This window comes from Streptomyces sp. B5E4 (genome assembly GCF_039871555.1).
In the GTDB taxonomy this organism is placed as follows: Bacteria; Actinomycetota; Actinomycetes; order Streptomycetales; family Streptomycetaceae; genus Streptomyces.
In genome coordinates, this window is record NZ_JBDPMI010000023.1 from 73,466 (window position 1) to 89,373 (window position 15,908).

18 protein-coding genes and 1 pseudogene are annotated in these 15,908 nt (G+C 74.0%); 3 read left to right on the forward strand and 16 right to left on the reverse strand.

The window, feature by feature from the left end; all coding sequences use genetic code 11:
• Positions 1–43: 43 nt before the first annotated feature.
• The 4 genes from ABGA99_RS25750 to pyrR all read right to left on the reverse strand — a co-directional run bounded on the left by ABGA99_RS25750 (position 44) and on the right by pyrR (position 3,617).
• Complete coding sequence (locus tag ABGA99_RS25750) at positions 44–652, reverse strand: hypothetical protein (protein ID WP_347575818.1); 609 nt, start codon at positions 650–652, stop codon at positions 44–46.
• Positions 649–1,944 (reverse strand): dihydroorotase, encoded by a 1,296-nt coding sequence (locus ABGA99_RS25755; protein WP_347583516.1) that lies wholly within the window; start codon positions 1,942–1,944, stop codon positions 649–651. The genes ABGA99_RS25750 and ABGA99_RS25755 overlap by 4 nt, the downstream gene beginning before the upstream one ends.
• Entirely contained in the window at positions 1,941–2,963 is a 1,023-nt protein-coding gene (locus ABGA99_RS25760; RefSeq protein WP_347575816.1) for an aspartate carbamoyltransferase catalytic subunit, read from the reverse strand. The genes ABGA99_RS25755 and ABGA99_RS25760 overlap by 4 nt, the downstream gene beginning before the upstream one ends.
• 93 nt (positions 2,964–3,056) lie before the next feature.
• Positions 3,057–3,617 (reverse strand): bifunctional pyr operon transcriptional regulator/uracil phosphoribosyltransferase PyrR, encoded by a 561-nt coding sequence (pyrR, locus tag ABGA99_RS25765; RefSeq protein WP_347575815.1) that lies wholly within the window; start codon positions 3,615–3,617, stop codon positions 3,057–3,059.
• Positions 3,618–3,844: 227 nt separating this feature from the next.
• Between pyrR and ABGA99_RS25770 the strand changes: the two genes are divergently transcribed.
• Positions 3,845–4,348: a transcriptional regulator gene (locus ABGA99_RS25770; protein WP_018836716.1), complete on the forward strand. Its 504-nt coding sequence runs from the start codon at positions 3,845–3,847 to the stop codon at positions 4,346–4,348.
• A gap of 375 nt (positions 4,349–4,723) precedes the next feature.
• On the opposite strand, the pseudogene nusB reads toward ABGA99_RS25770, so the two are convergent.
• The 5 genes and pseudogenes from nusB to ABGA99_RS25795 form a co-directional block, all read right to left on the reverse strand.
• Positions 4,724–5,149 (reverse strand): annotated as a pseudogene (gene nusB / locus ABGA99_RS25775) (transcription antitermination factor NusB); the annotation flags it as partial.
• Between the two features lies 1 nt (position 5,150).
• A complete protein-coding gene (gene efp / locus ABGA99_RS25780; RefSeq protein ID WP_047014700.1) occupies positions 5,151–5,717 on the reverse strand; it encodes an elongation factor P in 567 nt (188 codons plus the stop codon).
• A gap of 67 nt (positions 5,718–5,784) precedes the next feature.
• Positions 5,785–6,891 (reverse strand): M24 family metallopeptidase, encoded by a 1,107-nt coding sequence (locus tag ABGA99_RS25785; protein WP_347583517.1) that lies wholly within the window; start codon positions 6,889–6,891, stop codon positions 5,785–5,787.
• Between the two features lie 135 nt (positions 6,892–7,026).
• Positions 7,027–7,758 (reverse strand): AAA family ATPase, encoded by a 732-nt coding sequence (locus tag ABGA99_RS25790; RefSeq protein WP_347575813.1) that lies wholly within the window; start codon positions 7,756–7,758, stop codon positions 7,027–7,029.
• A gap of 147 nt (positions 7,759–7,905) precedes the next feature.
• Positions 7,906–8,121 carry a hypothetical protein gene (locus tag ABGA99_RS25795; RefSeq protein ID WP_347575812.1) on the reverse strand — a complete coding sequence of 72 codons (216 nt, stop codon included), beginning with the start codon at positions 8,119–8,121 and terminating at the stop codon, positions 7,906–7,908.
• A gap of 193 nt (positions 8,122–8,314) precedes the next feature.
• On the opposite strand from ABGA99_RS25795, the gene ABGA99_RS25800 reads away from it, so the two are divergent.
• Both ABGA99_RS25800 and ABGA99_RS25805 read left to right on the forward strand, forming a co-directional pair.
• The gene (locus tag ABGA99_RS25800; protein WP_347583518.1) at positions 8,315–8,977 is read left to right on the forward strand and encodes a phosphotransferase; all 663 of its coding nucleotides are present in this window, start codon (positions 8,315–8,317) and stop codon (positions 8,975–8,977) included.
• A gap of 144 nt (positions 8,978–9,121) precedes the next feature.
• Positions 9,122–9,337 (forward strand): hypothetical protein, encoded by a 216-nt coding sequence (locus ABGA99_RS25805; protein WP_347583519.1) that lies wholly within the window; start codon positions 9,122–9,124, stop codon positions 9,335–9,337.
• Between the two features lie 53 nt (positions 9,338–9,390).
• Here the strand turns inward: ABGA99_RS25805 and aroQ are convergent, their stop codons facing one another.
• The 7 genes from aroQ to ruvX all read right to left on the reverse strand — a co-directional run bounded on the left by aroQ (position 9,391) and on the right by ruvX (position 15,905).
• Positions 9,391–9,831, reverse strand: a complete 441-nt coding sequence (gene aroQ, locus ABGA99_RS25810) for a type II 3-dehydroquinate dehydratase (RefSeq protein ID WP_347583520.1) — start codon at positions 9,829–9,831, stop codon at positions 9,391–9,393.
• Positions 9,828–10,955: a 3-dehydroquinate synthase gene (gene aroB / locus ABGA99_RS25815; protein WP_347575808.1), complete on the reverse strand. Its 1,128-nt coding sequence runs from the start codon at positions 10,953–10,955 to the stop codon at positions 9,828–9,830. Before aroB ends, aroQ begins: the two co-directional genes overlap by 4 nt.
• Positions 10,952–11,533, reverse strand: a complete 582-nt coding sequence (locus ABGA99_RS25820) for a shikimate kinase (protein ID WP_347575807.1) — start codon at positions 11,531–11,533, stop codon at positions 10,952–10,954. The genes aroB and ABGA99_RS25820 overlap by 4 nt, the downstream gene beginning before the upstream one ends.
• Entirely contained in the window at positions 11,530–12,714 is a 1,185-nt protein-coding gene (gene aroC / locus ABGA99_RS25825) for a chorismate synthase (RefSeq protein ID WP_347575806.1), read from the reverse strand. Before aroC ends, ABGA99_RS25820 begins: the two co-directional genes overlap by 4 nt.
• A gap of 153 nt (positions 12,715–12,867) precedes the next feature.
• On the reverse strand, positions 12,868–13,707 hold the full coding sequence (locus tag ABGA99_RS25830; protein WP_347575805.1) for a shikimate dehydrogenase: 840 nt from the start codon (positions 13,705–13,707) through the stop codon (positions 12,868–12,870).
• The gene (mltG, locus tag ABGA99_RS25835) at positions 13,704–15,359 is read right to left on the reverse strand and encodes an endolytic transglycosylase MltG (RefSeq protein WP_347583521.1); all 1,656 of its coding nucleotides are present in this window, start codon (positions 15,357–15,359) and stop codon (positions 13,704–13,706) included. Before mltG ends, ABGA99_RS25830 begins: the two co-directional genes overlap by 4 nt.
• A 78-nt stretch (positions 15,360–15,437) precedes the next feature.
• Positions 15,438–15,905, reverse strand: a complete 468-nt coding sequence (ruvX, locus tag ABGA99_RS25840; RefSeq protein ID WP_347576117.1) for a Holliday junction resolvase RuvX — start codon at positions 15,903–15,905, stop codon at positions 15,438–15,440.
• Between the last annotated feature and the right edge of the window lie 3 nt (positions 15,906–15,908).

The window sequence follows — 15,908 nt, forward strand, 5'->3', positions numbered from 1 at the left end:
CCCGGGCGACTGGTGGCGCTTCGCCCCCGCGGTGGAGTGGAAGTCAACGTGTGCCTTCCGTGGTCGATGACGACGGCTGACATTCATCCGGCGCACTCGTGGGCACGGCGCCCTGGGTGAGCCGCTCCAGAGCGGCCACCCAGGCGCCGTGCTCAACGGCCTGATTCGCGCGGAACCCGGAGTCGTACTCCGCGCCGCCGTGGGCCCAGGTGATCACCAGCAGCCCGCCCTCGGTGAGGACCTTGCCGGCGATGCCCTTGTCGAGCCGGGCGCCGCGCAGGTGCGCGGCGGGGACGAAGAAGTCCGCGGCCCCGGGGCGTACGACCGCGAGTCCCTGCTCGGTGAGGGTCAGCTCGACGCGGCTGCGTACGCCGAGGCCGTGCGCGACGATGCGGTCGAGCCACTGCCCGGCGACGGTCGTGCCGTGGTAGCGGCCGGTCAGCTCCAGCCGTACCGCGCCGGTCTCACCGGGGATCGGGGGCAGGTCCGGAATGCCGGACTGGAGCTGGCCGCGCCACTTCCAGCCCTCGCGCATCAGCCAGTAGACGAGCGCGATGAAGAGGATCAGGCCGACGACCCAGCCGATGCGCGCCGCCCAGTCGGTCACCGGCTGCGACTGCGGCTCCTCGGCGAGCAGGGTGGCGAGCCTCATGCGGGCTCACCTCCGGCGAGGGTGGCCCGGCCGCGCAGGAACGTGTGCGTGACGCGTCCGGGCAGCTCGCGGCCCGCGTACGGGGTGTTGCGGCTGCGGGAGGCGAAGCTGTGCGGGTCCACCCGACCACGGTAGGCCGGATCGAGCAGGGTGAGGTTGGCGGGCTCGCCGGGGGCGAGGGGGCGGCCGTGGCCGTCGAGGCGGCCGATGGCGGCGGGGCGGAAGGACATCCGGTCGGCGACGCCCGACCAGTCGAGCAGGCCGGTGTCGACCATCGTCTGCTGCACGACGGACAGCGCCGTCTCCAGGCCGACCATGCCCATGGCGGCGGCGGCCCACTCGCAGTCCTTGTCCTCCTGCGGGTGCGGGGCGTGGTCGGTGGCGACGCAGTCGATGGTGCCGTCGGCCAGCGCCTCGCGCAGCGCGCGTACGTCGGTCTCGGTGCGCAGCGGCGGGTTGACCTTGTAGACGGGGTCGTAGGAACGGACCAGCTCGTCGGTGAGCAGCAGGTGGTGCGGCGTGACCTCGGCGGTCACCCGCCAGCCCTTGGACTTCGCCCAGCGCACGATCTCCACCGAGCCGGCGGTGGACAGGTGGCAGATGTGCACGCGGGAGTCGACGTGGGCGGCGAGCAGCACGTCCCGGGCGATGACCGACTCCTCGGCGGCGGCGGGCCAGCCGCCGAGACCCAGCTCGGCGGAGACGACGCCCTCGTTCATCTGGGCGCCCTCGGTCAGCCGCGGCTCCTGGGCGTGCTGGGCGACGACGCCGTCGAACGCCTTCACGTACTCCAGCGCCCGGCGCATGATCACGGCGTCGTCCACGCACTTGCCGTCGTCGGAGAAGACCACGACGCCGGCCGCCGACTCGTGCATGGCGCCCAGCTCGGCGAGCTGCTTGCCCTCCAGGCCCACGGTGACGGCGCCGACCGGCTGCACGTCGCAGTAGCCGGACTCGCGGCCGAGCCGCCAGACCTGCTCGACGACGCCGGCGGTGTCGGCGACGGGGAAGGTGTTGGCCATCGCGTGGACGGCGGTGAAGCCGCCCTTCGCGGCGGCGCGGGTGCCGGTCAGGACGGTCTCGGAGTCCTCACGGCCGGGCTCACGCAGGTGGGTGTGCAGGTCGACCAGGCCGGGCAGCAGGATGTGCCCCGCGGCCTCGACGACCTCGGCGCCGTCGGCCGGCAGCGCCACGCCGGCCTCGGCGACCTCGGCGATCGTCTCGCCGTCGATCAGGATGTCGCGGGCCTCGCCGCCCAGGAGCTGCGCGCCGCGGATCAGGGTCTTGCTCATCGGTCGGTCTCCTCGGTGCGTGCGGTGGTGGGGGCGGTGGTGCCCGCGGTCGTGGCTGCCGCGGTGCCGGTGGCGGGCGCCTCTCCCGGTGCGCCGCCGAGCAGCAGGTAGAGCACGGCCATACGGATGGAGACGCCGTTGGCGACCTGCTCGACGGCGGTGCAGCGGGGCGAGTCGGCGACCTCGGCGGTGATCTCCATGCCGCGGTTCATCGGGCCCGGGTGCATGACGAGGGCGTGCTCGGGCATGCGCGCCATCCGGTCGCCGTCGAGGCCGTAGCGGCGGGCGTACTCGCGCTCGGTGGGGAAGAACGCGGCGTTCATCCGCTCCCGCTGGACCCGGAGCATCATCACGCCGTCGGACTTGGGCAGCACGGCGTCCAGGTCGTACGAGACCTCGCACGGCCAGCGCTCCACGCCGACCGGCACCAGCGTGGGCGGCGCGACGAGGGTGACCTCGGCGCCGAGAGTGTGCAGCAGCAGGACGTTCGAGCGGGCGACCCGGCTGTGCAGGATGTCGCCGACGACCGTGATCCGGCGGCCGTCGAGCCCGCCGCCGGTGCCGGGCGCCAGGTGGCGGCGCATGGTGAAGGCGTCGAGGAGCGCCTGCGTGGGGTGCTCGTGGGTGCCGTCGCCGGCGTTGACGACGGAGCCGTTGATCCAGCCGGAGGTGGCCAGCCGGTGCGGCGCGCCGGAGTCGTGGTGGCGGATGACGACGGCGTCGGCGCCCATGGCCTCCAGGGTCAGGGCGGTGTCCTTCAGGGACTCGCCCTTGGAGACGGACGAGCCCTTGGCGGAGAAGTTGATGACGTCGGCGGAGAGCCGCTTGGCGGCGGCCTCGAAGGAGATGCGGGTGCGGGTGGAGTCCTCGTAGAAGAGGTTGACCACGGTGCGGCCGCGCAGGGTGGGCAGCTTCTTGATGGGCCGGTCCGCGATCCGGGCCAGTTCCTCGGCGGTGTCGAGGATCAGCACGGCGTCGTCGCGGGACAGGTCGGCGGCCGAGATGAGATGGCGCTTCACTGGGTGCTCCGGGGTGTCGTGGGTACGGCGGGTCGCGCGCCGCGGCTCGCGGGGGCGTACGCCCGCGTGAGCCGGCGGGGCGGGGCGGGCGTCCTACTTGGAGCCGAGCAGCACGGCGTCGCGGCCGTCGTGCTCGGTGAGCTGGACGCGGACCGTCTCCCGCAGCGACGTGGGGAGGTTCTTGCCGACGTAGTCGGCGCGGATGGGCAGCTCGCGGTGACCGCGGTCGACGAGGACGGCGAGCTGCACCGCCCGCGGTCTGCCGATGTCGTTCAGCGCGTCGAGCGCCGCGCGGATCGTACGGCCGGAGAAGAGCACGTCGTCCACGAGCACCACCAGCCGGCCGTCGATCCCCTCCGCGGGGATGTCGGTGCGGGCGAGCGCGCGGGGCGGGCCCATCCGCAGATCGTCGCGGTACATCGTGATGTCGAGCGAGCCGACGCCCGACTGGCCGAACTTCCTGCCGGTGATCTCTTCGAGCTTCGCGGCGAGCCGGTGGCCGAGCCAGACGCCGCGGGTCGGGATGCCCAGGAGCACCACGTCGTGGGCGCCTTTGGTGCGCTCCACGATCTCGTGCGCGATGCGGGTCAGCACCCGCTGGATGTCCGGCGCCTCCAGCACGGGCCGCGCCGGGTCAGGGCTGTGCGTGTCCATACGAAAAGGACCCCCTTCCCCGCCTCACAGGACGGGCGTTAAAGGACGTCAGGTCCCCTCTACCGTAACAGCGCGGCCGGACACCACCGCCGCCGGGGCTCCACCGCTCCACCGCCGGGTGCGCACCACCCCGATGGGTGGCGACCGGATGAATCTTCCGCTTGACGAAGCCAAGTTACGCTGCGTAACCTCACAGTGAGTTACCAGACTGTCGTCCGGGGAGCCATATGTCCAGCGAATACGCCAAACAGCTCGGGGCCAAGCTCCGGGGCATCCGTACCCAGCAGGGCCTCTCACTGCACGGCGTGGAGGAGAAGTCCCAGGGGCGCTGGAAGGCCGTCGTCGTCGGGTCGTACGAGCGCGGGGACCGTGCGGTCACCGTGCAGCGCCTGGCCGAGCTGGCGGACTTCTACGGGGTGCCGGTGCAGGAGCTTCTCCCGGGTTCGGCGCCCGGCGGGGCCGCGGAGCCGCCGCCGAAGCTCGTGCTGGACCTGGAGCGCCTGGCCCAGATCCCCGCCGAGAAGGCGGGCCCGCTGCAGCGCTATGCGGCGACCATCCAGAGCCAGCGCGGGGACTACAACGGCAAGGTCCTCTCCATCCGCCAGGACGATCTGCGTACGCTCGCCGTGATCTACGACCAGTCGCCCTCGGTGCTGACCGAGCAGCTCATCGGCTGGGGCGTCCTGGACGCCGACGCCCGCCGCGCTGTCGTGGTCCACGAAGACGCCTGACCCGCGTCTCACCTGCAGAAACGTGCCGCCGTCGGCGGACCGGGCCCGTCCGGGTCCGGTCCGCCGACGGCGGCAGTGCGCGTGAGGGGCGCGCCGGTACTAGCCGGTCTCCGGCCGCGCGCCGTCCGGCACCTCCTCCGCCGGGGCGGGTGAGGGCACCTGCTCCGCCGCGCCGGTACCGGAGTCCCCGGTGGCCGCCGCGTCCGGGCTCTCGTCCCGCGCGGTGCTCCGGCTCCGGTCGGCGGCGGAGTCCCGGCCCGGGTCCTCGGCCTCATCCGGGCCCGCCTGCGGCGCGGGCGCGTCGGCCGCGTCCACTCCCGGCTCCGGGACCGCTTCCGCCGCCGCTTCCGCCGCCGCCCCCGGGCTCGCGTCCGCGTCCCTGCGCAGCCGCGGCTTCAGCTCCTGGAGCCGGCCCAGCAGGCCGTTGACGAAGCCCGGGGAGTCGTCCGTGGAGAACTCCTTGGTGAGCTGCACCGCCTCGTCGATCGCCACCGCGTCCGGCGTCTCGTCCTCCCAGATCAGCTCGTACGCCCCCAGCCGCAGGATGCTGCGGTCCACGACCGGCATCCGGTCCAGGGTCCAGCCGACCGAGTACGAGCCCAGCAGCTCGTCGATGCGGGCGGCGTGCTCCGCGTAGCCCTCGACCAGCCGCCGGGTGAAGTCGCCGACCCGCGGCTGCCGGGGGTCGCTCAGGCCGAGCCGGATCCAGTCCTCCAGCACCTGCCCCGCGGGCGCGCCGCGCTGATCGGACTCGAAGATGATCTGGAACGCGCGCTTGCGAGCCGTGTTCCGTGCGGCCACGTCAGCCGCTCACGCGGCCGAGGTACTCGCCGGAGCGGGTGTCGACCTTGATCTTCTCGCCGGTGGTGATGAACAGCGGGACCTGGATGGAGAAACCGGTCTCCAGCTCGGCCGGCTTGGTGCCGCCGGTGGAGCGGTCGCCCTGCACGCCCGGGTCGGTCTGCGCGATGGTCAGCTCGACGGCCGCGGGCAGCTCGACGTACAGCGGCGTGCCCTCGTGCAGCGCGACGGTGGTGTCGAAGCCCTCCAGCAGGTAGTTGGCGGTGTCGCCGACCGTCTTGGGGTCGATGTGGACCTGGTCGTACGTCTCCATGTCCATGAAGACGAAGTACTCGCCGTCCTTGTACGAGAACTGCATGTCCCTGCGGTCGACGTTGGCCGTCTCGACCTTCACCCCGGCGTTGAACGTCTTGTCGACGGTCTTGCCGGAGAGCACGTTCTTCAGCTTCGTACGGACGAAGGCAGGGCCCTTGCCGGGCTTGACGTGCTGGAACTCGACGACGGACCAGAGCTGGTCGCCGTCGAGCTTGAGCACCAAGCCGTTCTTGAGGTCGTTCGTGGTGGCCACGTCGCGAAATCTCCTGGACTGCGTGGACGACGAAGGAGGCCCGGATTCGCCGGAGACCCGGCCGGGGTCAGAGCGCGAGCAGTTCCTTCGTCGTGATGGTGAGTAGCTCGGGACCGCCGTCCGCCGGCGAGCGGACGACGAGCGTGTCGTCGATCCGGACCCCGCCCCGGCCGGGGAGATGGACTCCCGGCTCGACGGTGACCGGCACACGAGCGTCCAGTTTACCCATCGCCGCCGGGGCCAGCCGCGGGTCCTCGTCGATTTCGAGTCCCACCCCGTGGCCGGTGAACGGACCGACGCCGTCGCCGTGCCCGGCCGCGGTGAGCACCTGGCGCGCCGCCCGGTCCACCTCGCGGTACTCCGCGCCCGGCGTCAGCGCCTCCCGGCCGGCCCGCTGCGCGGCGAAGACCAGGTCGTACAGCTCGATCTGCCAGTCGTCGGGGGCGGTGCCGACGACGAAGGTGCGGCCGATCTCGCAGCGGTAGCCGCGGTAGCGCGCGCCCAGGCAGACGGTGAGGAAGTCGCCCTCCTCCACCCGCCGGTCGGTCGGTACGTGCCCGGCGCGACCTGCGTGCGGCCCCGTGCCGACGGCGGTGGGGAAGGCCGGGCCCTCGGCGCCGTGGTCGACGAGCCGCCGCTCCAGCTCCAGCGCCAGATGCCGTTCCGTACGGCCGACGAGGATGGACTCCAGCAGCTCGCCGAGCGCCTGGTCGCCGATCTCGGCGGCGATCCGCAGGCAGGCGATCTCCTCGTCGTCCTTGACGAGGCGCTGCTGCTCCACGGCGCGGCACAGGTCGGTCAGCGCGAGCCGGGGCGCGACGGAGGCCAGGGCCCGGTGCCGGGCCACGGTCAGGTGGTGCTCCTCGACGGCCAGCACGGTGGCGCCACCCGCGGCGGCGAGCCCGGTGGCCGCGACGGCGGCGTCCCCTTCGGGACCGCCGAGGGCATGGATCCGCAGGTCGTCGGGCTGCGGGGCGCCGACCGGGTCCTGCGCGGGGTCGCCGGGGCGTACGAGCATGTCCTCGCCGGAGCCGAGCAGCAGGACGGCCCCCGGCGGAGCGCAGCCGGCGAGGTAGGTGATGTTCGCCGGCCGGGAGACGAGCACGGCGTCGCTGCCGGCCGCCTCGCAGTGGGAGCGCAGTCGGGTACGGCGGGCAGCGTGCACCTCGGGCATGATCCGAGCCTAGGGCGGCCCGGGGTCCCGGGCCGCCGGAGCGCGTCCGTACGGGCACGCCTCCCCGCCCCGCACGGCGCCGGGACGCGGGTACGGAAATCGGCCGTACCCGGCGGACCTCGCGCGACCGGCCGGCTACCAGGCCGGCGGGCTCGCCAGGCTGCGCCCGACGACGTCGTCGAGCATCCGGACGGTCGCGGGCACGTCGTGGTGCGAGTTGTCGATGATCGGCAGGCCGGATCCGTACCAGCCGGCCATCCGGCCGTGGATACGGGCGACCTCCTCGTCCGCGAGCCGCCGGTTGCCGGTGCGCGCGGCGTTGCGGGCGAGGACGGACTCCAGGCCCGGCAGCAGCACCACCGGCAGCAGCCCGGGGCCGACGTGCCGCTTCCAGCCGCCGAGGCCGACCACCGGGCGGTCGGGGAAGACGGCGTCGTCGAGGATGCAGGATATGCCGTTGGCCAGGTAGTTGCGGGCGGCGAAGCCGCAGGTCCGCCGGGCCAGCCGGTACTGCGCCTCGGAGTGGTCGGTCCAGCCGGCCTGCGGGTCGGCGAAGCCGGCGCGCACCCACTCGCGGACGTCGTCGAGGCTGATGTGCGCGGTCGGCGCCCTGCGGGTGTCCGCCCAGTAGCGCGCGACGGTGGTCTTGCCGGCCCCTGCCGGGCCGATGAGGAGCACCGCCACCGTCGGTGGCGGTGCTCCGTGCGGCATCGGTGCGGGCGGTGGGCTGGGCAGGGTCACGGGCCCGCCGACCGGGAGCTTCAGGTGGCCGGTCGTCTCCACCGCGTCATGCGGCCCGGCCGGCGGCGGGCCGGCAGGGCCAGGTCTGCCCTGGGGCGGCTGCGGAACCCCCACTGCGTGCTGCATCCCGTGCACCCTCGCTCTGTGACCCGTCACGTACCGACACCCGGCTGGTCATGGCCGTACCCCGCGGTCCGCGGCTGTCTTAGCCCCGCACGGTACCCGTATGGCCCGCCATGGTGGGAACGATCCTGCCAGGAGCCCTGCTCGGACCTAATCCCAGGTGTGCTCTCCCCCGAACAGCAGGGTGTGCTCCAGTACGTCCTCCATCGGGTCGTCGATCTGCCCGGTACGGAGGAGCGCGAAGCTCGATCCGTTCGTGACGGAGCCGCCGTTGTAGTGCTCGTCTGCGTTCGCGACCCCGGCCTGCAGTCCCACGCCCGCAGGCGCCGCGACCATCGCGACCGCCACCCGCGCCCATACGCGCATCCGTGTCTCTCCTCGTCGTCGGTGTGTCCGCATACTTCTGACGGGAACTCAGATGTCCCTCCTTCCTATCCGCGGCGGGCGCCGTGAGGTTACGCCTTCGCGGCGAAGAGAAGATCCGGAACTCCAATGGCGGTACGGGGCGTCTCCCGTCATCCGAGCGGCGGTAGCCGCGGGACCGGTGAGGGAGCGGCGCATGGGTACGGGGCGGGACGCGGGGCACGGGCCGGACGGCGGGGCGCGGTTCGGTCCGTACCGCGCCGTGCGGCCGCTGGGCCGCGGCGCCATGGGGCAGGTGCTGCTCGCCCGCGACGCCGCCGGGCGGCCGGCCGCCGTGAAGGTCGTGCACTCCTTCCTCGCCCGCGACCCCGAGTTCCGCGTCCGGTTCGCCCGCGAGGTGGCCGCGGCGGGGGCGGTCGCGAGTCCCTGTACGGCGGCGCTGGCCGCGGACCCGGACGCGGCGCGGCCGTGGCTGGCCTCCGCGTACGTCGAGGGGCCGACGCTGGCCGCGCTGCTGCGGGCGCACGGGCCGCTGGCCGAGGGGCGGTTGCGGGCGCTGGCCGCGGCGCTGGCGACCGCACTGGGGGCGGTCCACGCGGCGGGGATCGTGCACCGGGACCTCAAGCCGTCGAACGTGATCGTGGGCGCCGCCGGGCCGTGCGTCATCGACTTCGGCGTGGCCCGGGCGGCGGACGCCACGCGGCTGACGGGGACCGGCGTGCTCATGGGCACGGCCGGTACGCGGCGACCTGCCGCCGCCGGACGGCGGTGCGAGAGGGGCCCGGAGCGTACGGGACGCGGCCGGGCCGGGCGGCGCAGGCGGCGACCGTGCCGAGCCGCCCGCGGACCGCCCCCGTGATATGCCGGGACCGCAGAAGGGTGCCGGGCCCGCCGGGGTCTTCGGCCCGCCCCCGACGCCGGCCCCGGGGCCCGCGCCCTGCCCGGCCCGCCCGTCACCGCCGACGCGCTCCGCTACGCCGGCAGGCCCCGGCGGCGCCGGGGTGTGCTCGCCGGCGTCGCGGTGATCGCGTTCGCCGCCGTCCTCGCCGCCCTCCTGCTGCTCGGCGGCGACGGCGAGGACCCGGGCGACGGCACGCTGCCCGCCGCGTTCGAGGACCCGGCGGACCGGCGGGTGGCCGCGGCGGGCGACCGCGTGGTGTCGTTCGCCGGCCGGCGCGCGACGGGCGCGGAGGGCTACACCGTCCCGGACGGCGGCTGACGGCCCGTACCGTACGGAGCCCCGTACCGTGCGGACCGCCGGGGCGCCGGACGTCAGGACGCGGCCAGGTCCTCCGCCAGCGCGCGCAGCGCCAGCCGGTACGAGCCGATGCCGAAGCCCGCGATCGTGCCGGAGGCCACCGCGGCGATCACCGAGGTGTGCCGGAACTTCTCGCGGGCGTGCGGGTTGGAGATGTGCACCTCGATCAGCGGCGCCGTGCGCTGCGCGGCGGCGTCCCGCATCCCGTACGAATAGTGCGTGAAGGCGCCCGGGTTGATCACCACGGGCAGCCGGCCGTCCGCGGCCTCGTGCAGCCAGCGGATCATCTCGGCCTCGTCGTTGGTCTCCCGCACCTCGACCTCGAAGCCCAGCTCCTTGCCGAGCGCGGTGCACTGCTCGACGAGCCCGGCGTAGGACGTGGCGCCGTAGACGTCGGGCTCGCGGGAGCCGAGGCGGCCCAGGTTCGGCCCGTTGAGCACCAGCACGCGCGTCATCCGGCCGCCTCCTCGTCGCCCGCCGCGATCTCGGCGTGCGCGGCGAGCAGCATCGCCGGGTCGGGGCCCTCCAGCACGGCGGGCTTCGCCAGCCCGTCCAGGACGATGAAGCGCAGCAGGTCGCCGCGGGTCTTCTTGTCCACCTTCATCGTCTGCAGCAGCTTGGGCCACTGATCGCCGCGGTACGTCACGGGCAGCCCGACGGCGCGCAGCACCGCGCGGTGCCGGTCGGCGGTGGCGTCGTCGAGGCGGCCGGCGATCCGGCCCAGCTCGGCGGCGAAGACCATGCCGACGGAGACGGCGGCGCCGTGCCGCCACGTGTAGCGCTCGTTCTTCTCGATGGCGTGGCCGAGGGTGTGCCCGTAGTTCAGGATCTCCCGCAGGCCCGCCTCCTTCAGATCCGCCGAGACCACCTCGGCCTTGACCCGGATCGCGCGCTCGACCAGCTCCGCGGTGTGCGGTCCCGCGGGGCTGCGGGCGCCCTGCGGGTCGGCCTCGATCAGCTCCAGGATCGCCGGGTCGGCGATGAAGCCGGCCTTGATGACCTCGGCGAGTCCGGAGACGTAGTCGTGGACGCCGAGGGAGTCGAGCGCGGCGAGGTCGCAGAGCACCCCGGCCGGCGGGTGGAACGCGCCGACGAGGTTCTTGCCCTCCGCGGTGTTGATGCCGGTCTTGCCGCCGACCGCCGCGTCCACCATGCCCAGCACGGTCGTCGGCACCGCGACCCAGCGCACGCCGCGCAGCCAGGTCGCGGCCACGAACCCGGCGAGGTCCGTGGTGGCGCCGCCGCCGACGCCGACGACGGCGTCGCTGCGGGTGAAGCCGGACTGGCCGAGGGCCCGCCAGCAGTACGCGGCGACCTCGGCGGTCTTGGCCTCCTCGGCGTTCGGCACCTGGATGACGACGGCCTCGTACCCCTGCCCCGCGAGGTCCGCGCGCAGCGCCTCGCCGGTCTCGGCCAGCGCCTCCGGCACGAGGACGGCGACGCGCTTGGCCCGCTCGCCGATCAGCCGGGGCAGCTCGCCGAGCAACTGCCGGCCGACGACGGCCTCGTACGGGTCGGTGCCCGCGGTGCCGCCGATGTGGATGCGGGTGACCTCGGCCCCTTCGGCGCTCGGTGTCATGCGGGGTGGCTCTCCAATGCTGCGAGTACGAGCTCGGCGACCTCGTCCGGCGTGCGGCCGGCGGTGGTGACGGTCGCGCGGGCGACCTCGGTGTAGTGCGGGCGGCGCTGTTCCATCAGGGTGCGCCACTGCTGGCGCGGGTTGACAGCGAGCAGCGGGCGGGGGGCGTCGAGGCCGACGCGCTTGACGGCGTCGGCCATCTCGACGTCGAGGAAGACGACGCGGTGCGCGGCGAGCAGTTCGCGGGTGCCGGCGTCCATGACGGCGCCACCGCCGAGGGCCAGCACGCCGGGGTGCTCGGCGAGCGCGGTGCGCACGGCGGCGCGCTCCAGGGCGCGGAAGGCGGGCTCGCCGTCGTCGTAGAAGATCTCGGGGATGGGCTTGCCCGCGGCCTTCTCGACGTCCTCGTCGGTGTCGCGGACGGTGGTGCCGAGGCGGGCGGCGAGGACGGCCCCCACGGTGGACTTGCCGGCGCCGGGCGGGCCGACGAGCACGACGGCGGGGCCGTCCGCACCTCCGGCGGCGGCCGGGGCGGCTGCGGTGTCGGGGCGCTCACGGCCCTCGGTGCTGCTGGTCATCGGATCGCCAGATTCTCCAGGTAGCCGCGGACGTTGCGGGCGGTCTCCGTGACGCTGTCGCCGCCGAACTTCTCCGCCACCGCGTCGGCCAGCACCAGCGCCACCATCGCCTCCGCCACGATGCCCGCGGCGGGCACGGCGCAGACATCCGAGCGCTGGTGGTGCGCCTTGGTGGCCTCGCCGGTGGCGACGTCCACCGTGGCCAGCGCGCGCGGCACGGTCGCGATGGGCTTCATCGCGGCGCGTACCCGCAGCAGTTCACCGGTGCTCAGCCCGCCCTCGGTGCCACCGGAGCGGCCGGAGGAGCGGCGGATGCCGTCGTCGGTGCGGACGATCTCGTCGTGGGCCTGCGAGCCGGGCACGCCGGCCAGCGCGAAGCCGTCGCCCAGCTCGACGCCCTTGATGGCCTGGATGCCCATGAGCGCCCCGGCCAGCCGGGAGTCCAGCCGGCGGTCCCAGTGCACGTGCGAGCCGAGGCCGACCGGCACGTCGTGCGCGACGACCTCGACGACGCCGCCGAGGGTGTCGCCGTCCTTGTGGGCCTGGTCGATCACGTCGACCATCGCCTTGCTCGCGTCCGCGTCCAGGCAGCGCACCGGGTCGGCGTCGAGCCGCGCCACGTCGGCCGGGGCGGGGACGCTGCCGTACGGGGCCTTGGCGCCGCCCAGCTCCACGACGTGCGAGACGACCTCGATGCCGGCGGTCTCCTTCAGATACGAGCGGGCCACCGCGCCCAGCGCGACCCGGGCCGCCGTCTCGCGGGCCGAGGCCCGCTCCAGCACGGGGCGGGCCTCGTCGAAGCCGTACTTCTGCATGCCGGCCAGGTCGGCGTGGCCGGGGCGGGGACGGGTCAGCGGGGCGTTGCGGGCGATGTCCGCCAGCTCGGCCGGGTCCACCGGATCGGCGGCCATGACCTTCTCCCACTTGGGCCACTCGGTGTTCCCGATCATGACCGCGACCGGGGAGCCGAGGGTGAGCCCGTGGCGTACGCCGCCGATGAAGGTGACCTCGTCGCGCTCGAACTTCATCCGCGCCCCGCGGCCGTAGCCCAGCCGGCGGCGGGCGAGGTGGTCGGCGATCAGGTCGGTGGTGACGGGCACCCCCGCGGGGAGACCCTCCAGCGTCGCGACGAGTGCCGGGCCGTGCGATTCCCCTGCGGTGAGCCAGCGCAACCTGCTCAACGGTGCTCCCTTACGAGTGCGAAGTCCTCGCCCCCGATCCTCGCACGCTCCGCGCCCCGCACTTGTCCAGGTCCACGGAATGGACGGCGGACAGGCAGACTCCTGCACCCCCCGGGCGCCCTCCCGGCAGCCGGCCGCGGGGGCCGGGAGGCCTCAGAGGGTGCGGGCGCGCAGCGCGGCCTCGCCGGCCTCGCGCATGGCCGCCAGCGGCGCCCGTACGGCACCCGTCATCTGCTCCACCTGCAGCACCGCCTGGTGCACCAGCAGGTCGAGACCTCCGACGACTGTGCCGCCGCGCGCGGCCCACGCGCCGGCGAGCGGGGTGGGCCATGGCTCGTACAACACGTCGAAGAGCGCACCCGGGCGCTCCGGGACCGCGGCCGCGAGGTCGTCGGTGGCACCGGCCGGGGTGGTGGCGACGACCAGCGGCGCGTCGAAGGCGGCGGCGGCCTCGGACCAGTCCGTACAGCGCACCGGGACACCGAGGCGCTCGCCCCACTGCTCCATCTCCGTCGCGCGGGCGGCGGAGCGTACGTACGCCGTGACCTCGCCGGTGCAGACGGTGGCGAGGGCGGCGAGCGCGGAGGAGGCGGTGGCGCCGGCGCCCAGGACGGCGGCGCGCTCCACCTTCTCGATGCCGCGCTCGCGCAGCGCCGCGGCCATGCCGGGGATGTCGGTGTTGTCCCCGAAGCGGCGGCCGTCGTCGTGCAGGACGACGGTGTTGACCGCCTCGACCGACCGGGCCGTGGCGCTGACCTCGTCGAGCAGCGGGATCACCGCCCGCTTGAGCGGCATGGTCAGCGAGAGCCCGGCCCACTCCCCCGGCTCCAGGCTGTCGAGGAAGCCGGCGATCCGCTGCTCGTCCACCTCGTAGCGGCCGTACGTCCAGCCGGTCAGGCCCAGTTCGCCGTACGCGGCGCGGTGCAGCACCGGCGACAGGGAGTGGGTGATGGGCGAGCCGAGGACGGCCGCGCGCCGGGGCTGGGCCCTCACTCGTCCTCCTTCTTGCGCTGGTTCTCGTTGAACTCCTCGACGTTGCGGTCGTGCTCCTCCTTGCTGGCGGTGAAGCGCGTGTCGCCCGGCTTGACGGTGACGAAGTACAGCCAGTCACCGGCGGTCGGGTCGAGGGCCGCCTCGATGGCGCGCTCGCTGGGGTTGTCGATGGGCCCCGGCGGCAGGCCGGCGTGCAGGTAGGTGTTGTACGGGGAGTCGAACTGCGTGTCCTGGTTGGAGATGTCGAGGTTCGACTCGCCCTTGGCGTAGTTGATGGTGGAGTCGAACTGCAGCATGCCGTTGGTGGCGGTGTTGTCCGGCTTCAGGCGGTTGTAGATGACCCGCGAGACCTTGCCGAACTCCTCCTTCGACTGCCCCTCCGCCTCGATGAGACTGGCGATGGTGACGATCTCGTACGGGGTCTGCCCCACCTTCGCCGCCTTGTCCTCCAGGCCCAGCTCGGTGTACTTGCCGTTGGCCCGCTTGACCATCTCGCGCAGCAGCTTCTTGGGGTCGGTGCCCTCGGCGGCGGAGTAACTCGACGGCCACAGGAAGCCCTCGGGGTTGCCCTCCGCCCAGTCGGGCAGGCCGAGGTCGCCCTTCTCGGCGATCTTGGCGGTGGTGTCCTCCTTGAGCCCGAGGTGCTCGTCGATCATCGCGTAGACGGCGGTGGCACGCCGGCCCTCGGGGATGACGAGCTGGTTGGCGGCCTCCGGACTCAGCATCATCTTGACCGCGGCCTCGCCGGACATGCCCTTGTGCAGCGTGTACGAGCCGGGGTGGAGCATCTCGTCACCGGCGGCGTCGACGAACGCCTGGACGCTCTTGACCACGCCCTTGTCCTTGAGGATGTTCCCCATCTGCGTGATGCTCGCGCCCTCGGGGATCTCCACGGTCACGGTGCCCTCGCCCTCACCCGAGTAGTCGGGCGCGGCGCCGAAGCGGTCGTTCCAGAAGTTGTAGCCGAGGTAGCCGAGGCCGCCGAGGCCCGCGGCCAGCACGAGGGCGATGACGAAGCAGGCGCAGCCGTTGCGGCGCTTGGCACCGCGGCGGTCGCGGCCCGTACCGCGGCCGGCGTTCCGGCCTCCGCCGCGGCCCTCGCGGGGGGAGTCGTCGTAGTCGTCGTCGCCGCCGCCGCCGTCGAAGAAGGGGTGGTCGTCGCGCTCGGGCGGACGGGAGGCGGGGTCCCAGTCCTCGCGGCCGCCGTTGCCGTGGGCGCCCTGGGCAGGCGGCGGAGGCTGCTGCCGGTGCGGCGGGGGCTGGTGGTGCCCGGGCTGCGGCGGTCCCGGCTGCTGGTGCGGGTGCGGCTGCTGCTGACCCGGCTGTTGCGGGTGGGGGCGGCGCGGGTGCGGGTGGGGCGGCGGGTAGGCGTCCGGCGTGCCGTAGTAGTCGTGCTGCGGCGCGGGGGCGGCGTAGGGGTCGGCAAGCGGCATCCCGCCGCCGGTGGAGTCCCAGCCGCCCGGGTACTGCTGCTGCTGGCCCGAGTCCCAGGAGGACTGCTGCTGGTGCGGGTAGTGCTGCTGCGGCTGCTGTCCCCCGTAGTGGTGGTGCCCGGCGTCGGGCTGCCCGCCCGACCAGTCCTGCTGCCCGCCGTAAAGGCTGTCGTCGGGCTGCCAGGGTTGGGAGCCGGGGTTTGGGCCGTAGTCAGTCATCAGTCCCCTAAGCCGCGTGGCCGCCGGTGCGTTTATACGACGGGTGCCGTGTCCGCGCGGAACGTTACCGTATCGCGATCACAGGGCCGCCTCGACGCTCTCACCCGGCGCCGCCCCTGACGCCCGTTCGGCCTCCAGCGCGCTCTGGAGAATGACGACGGCCGCCACCTGGTCGACAACCGACCGGCCCTTGCGGCTCGACTTCCCGGCCGCACGCAGGTTCTGAGTGGCCGTCACCGTGGACATGCGTTCGTCGACGAGCCGCACGGGCACGGGATGGACGCGGCGCGCCAGCTTCTCCGCGAAGCCGCGGACCTTGGCGGCAGCCGGGCCCTCGCCACCGTGCAGCGAGCGCGGCAGGCCGACGAGCACCTCCAGCGGCTCGTACTCCTCGGTGAGCGCGGCCAGCCGGCGGAACGCCGCCGGCAGATCCCGGCCCGGCACCGTCTCCACGGGCGTGGCCAGGATCCCGTCGGGGTCGCAGGACGCGACCCCGATCCGGACGTCGCCGACGTCCACCGCGAGCCTGCGCCCGCGGCGGATCATCCG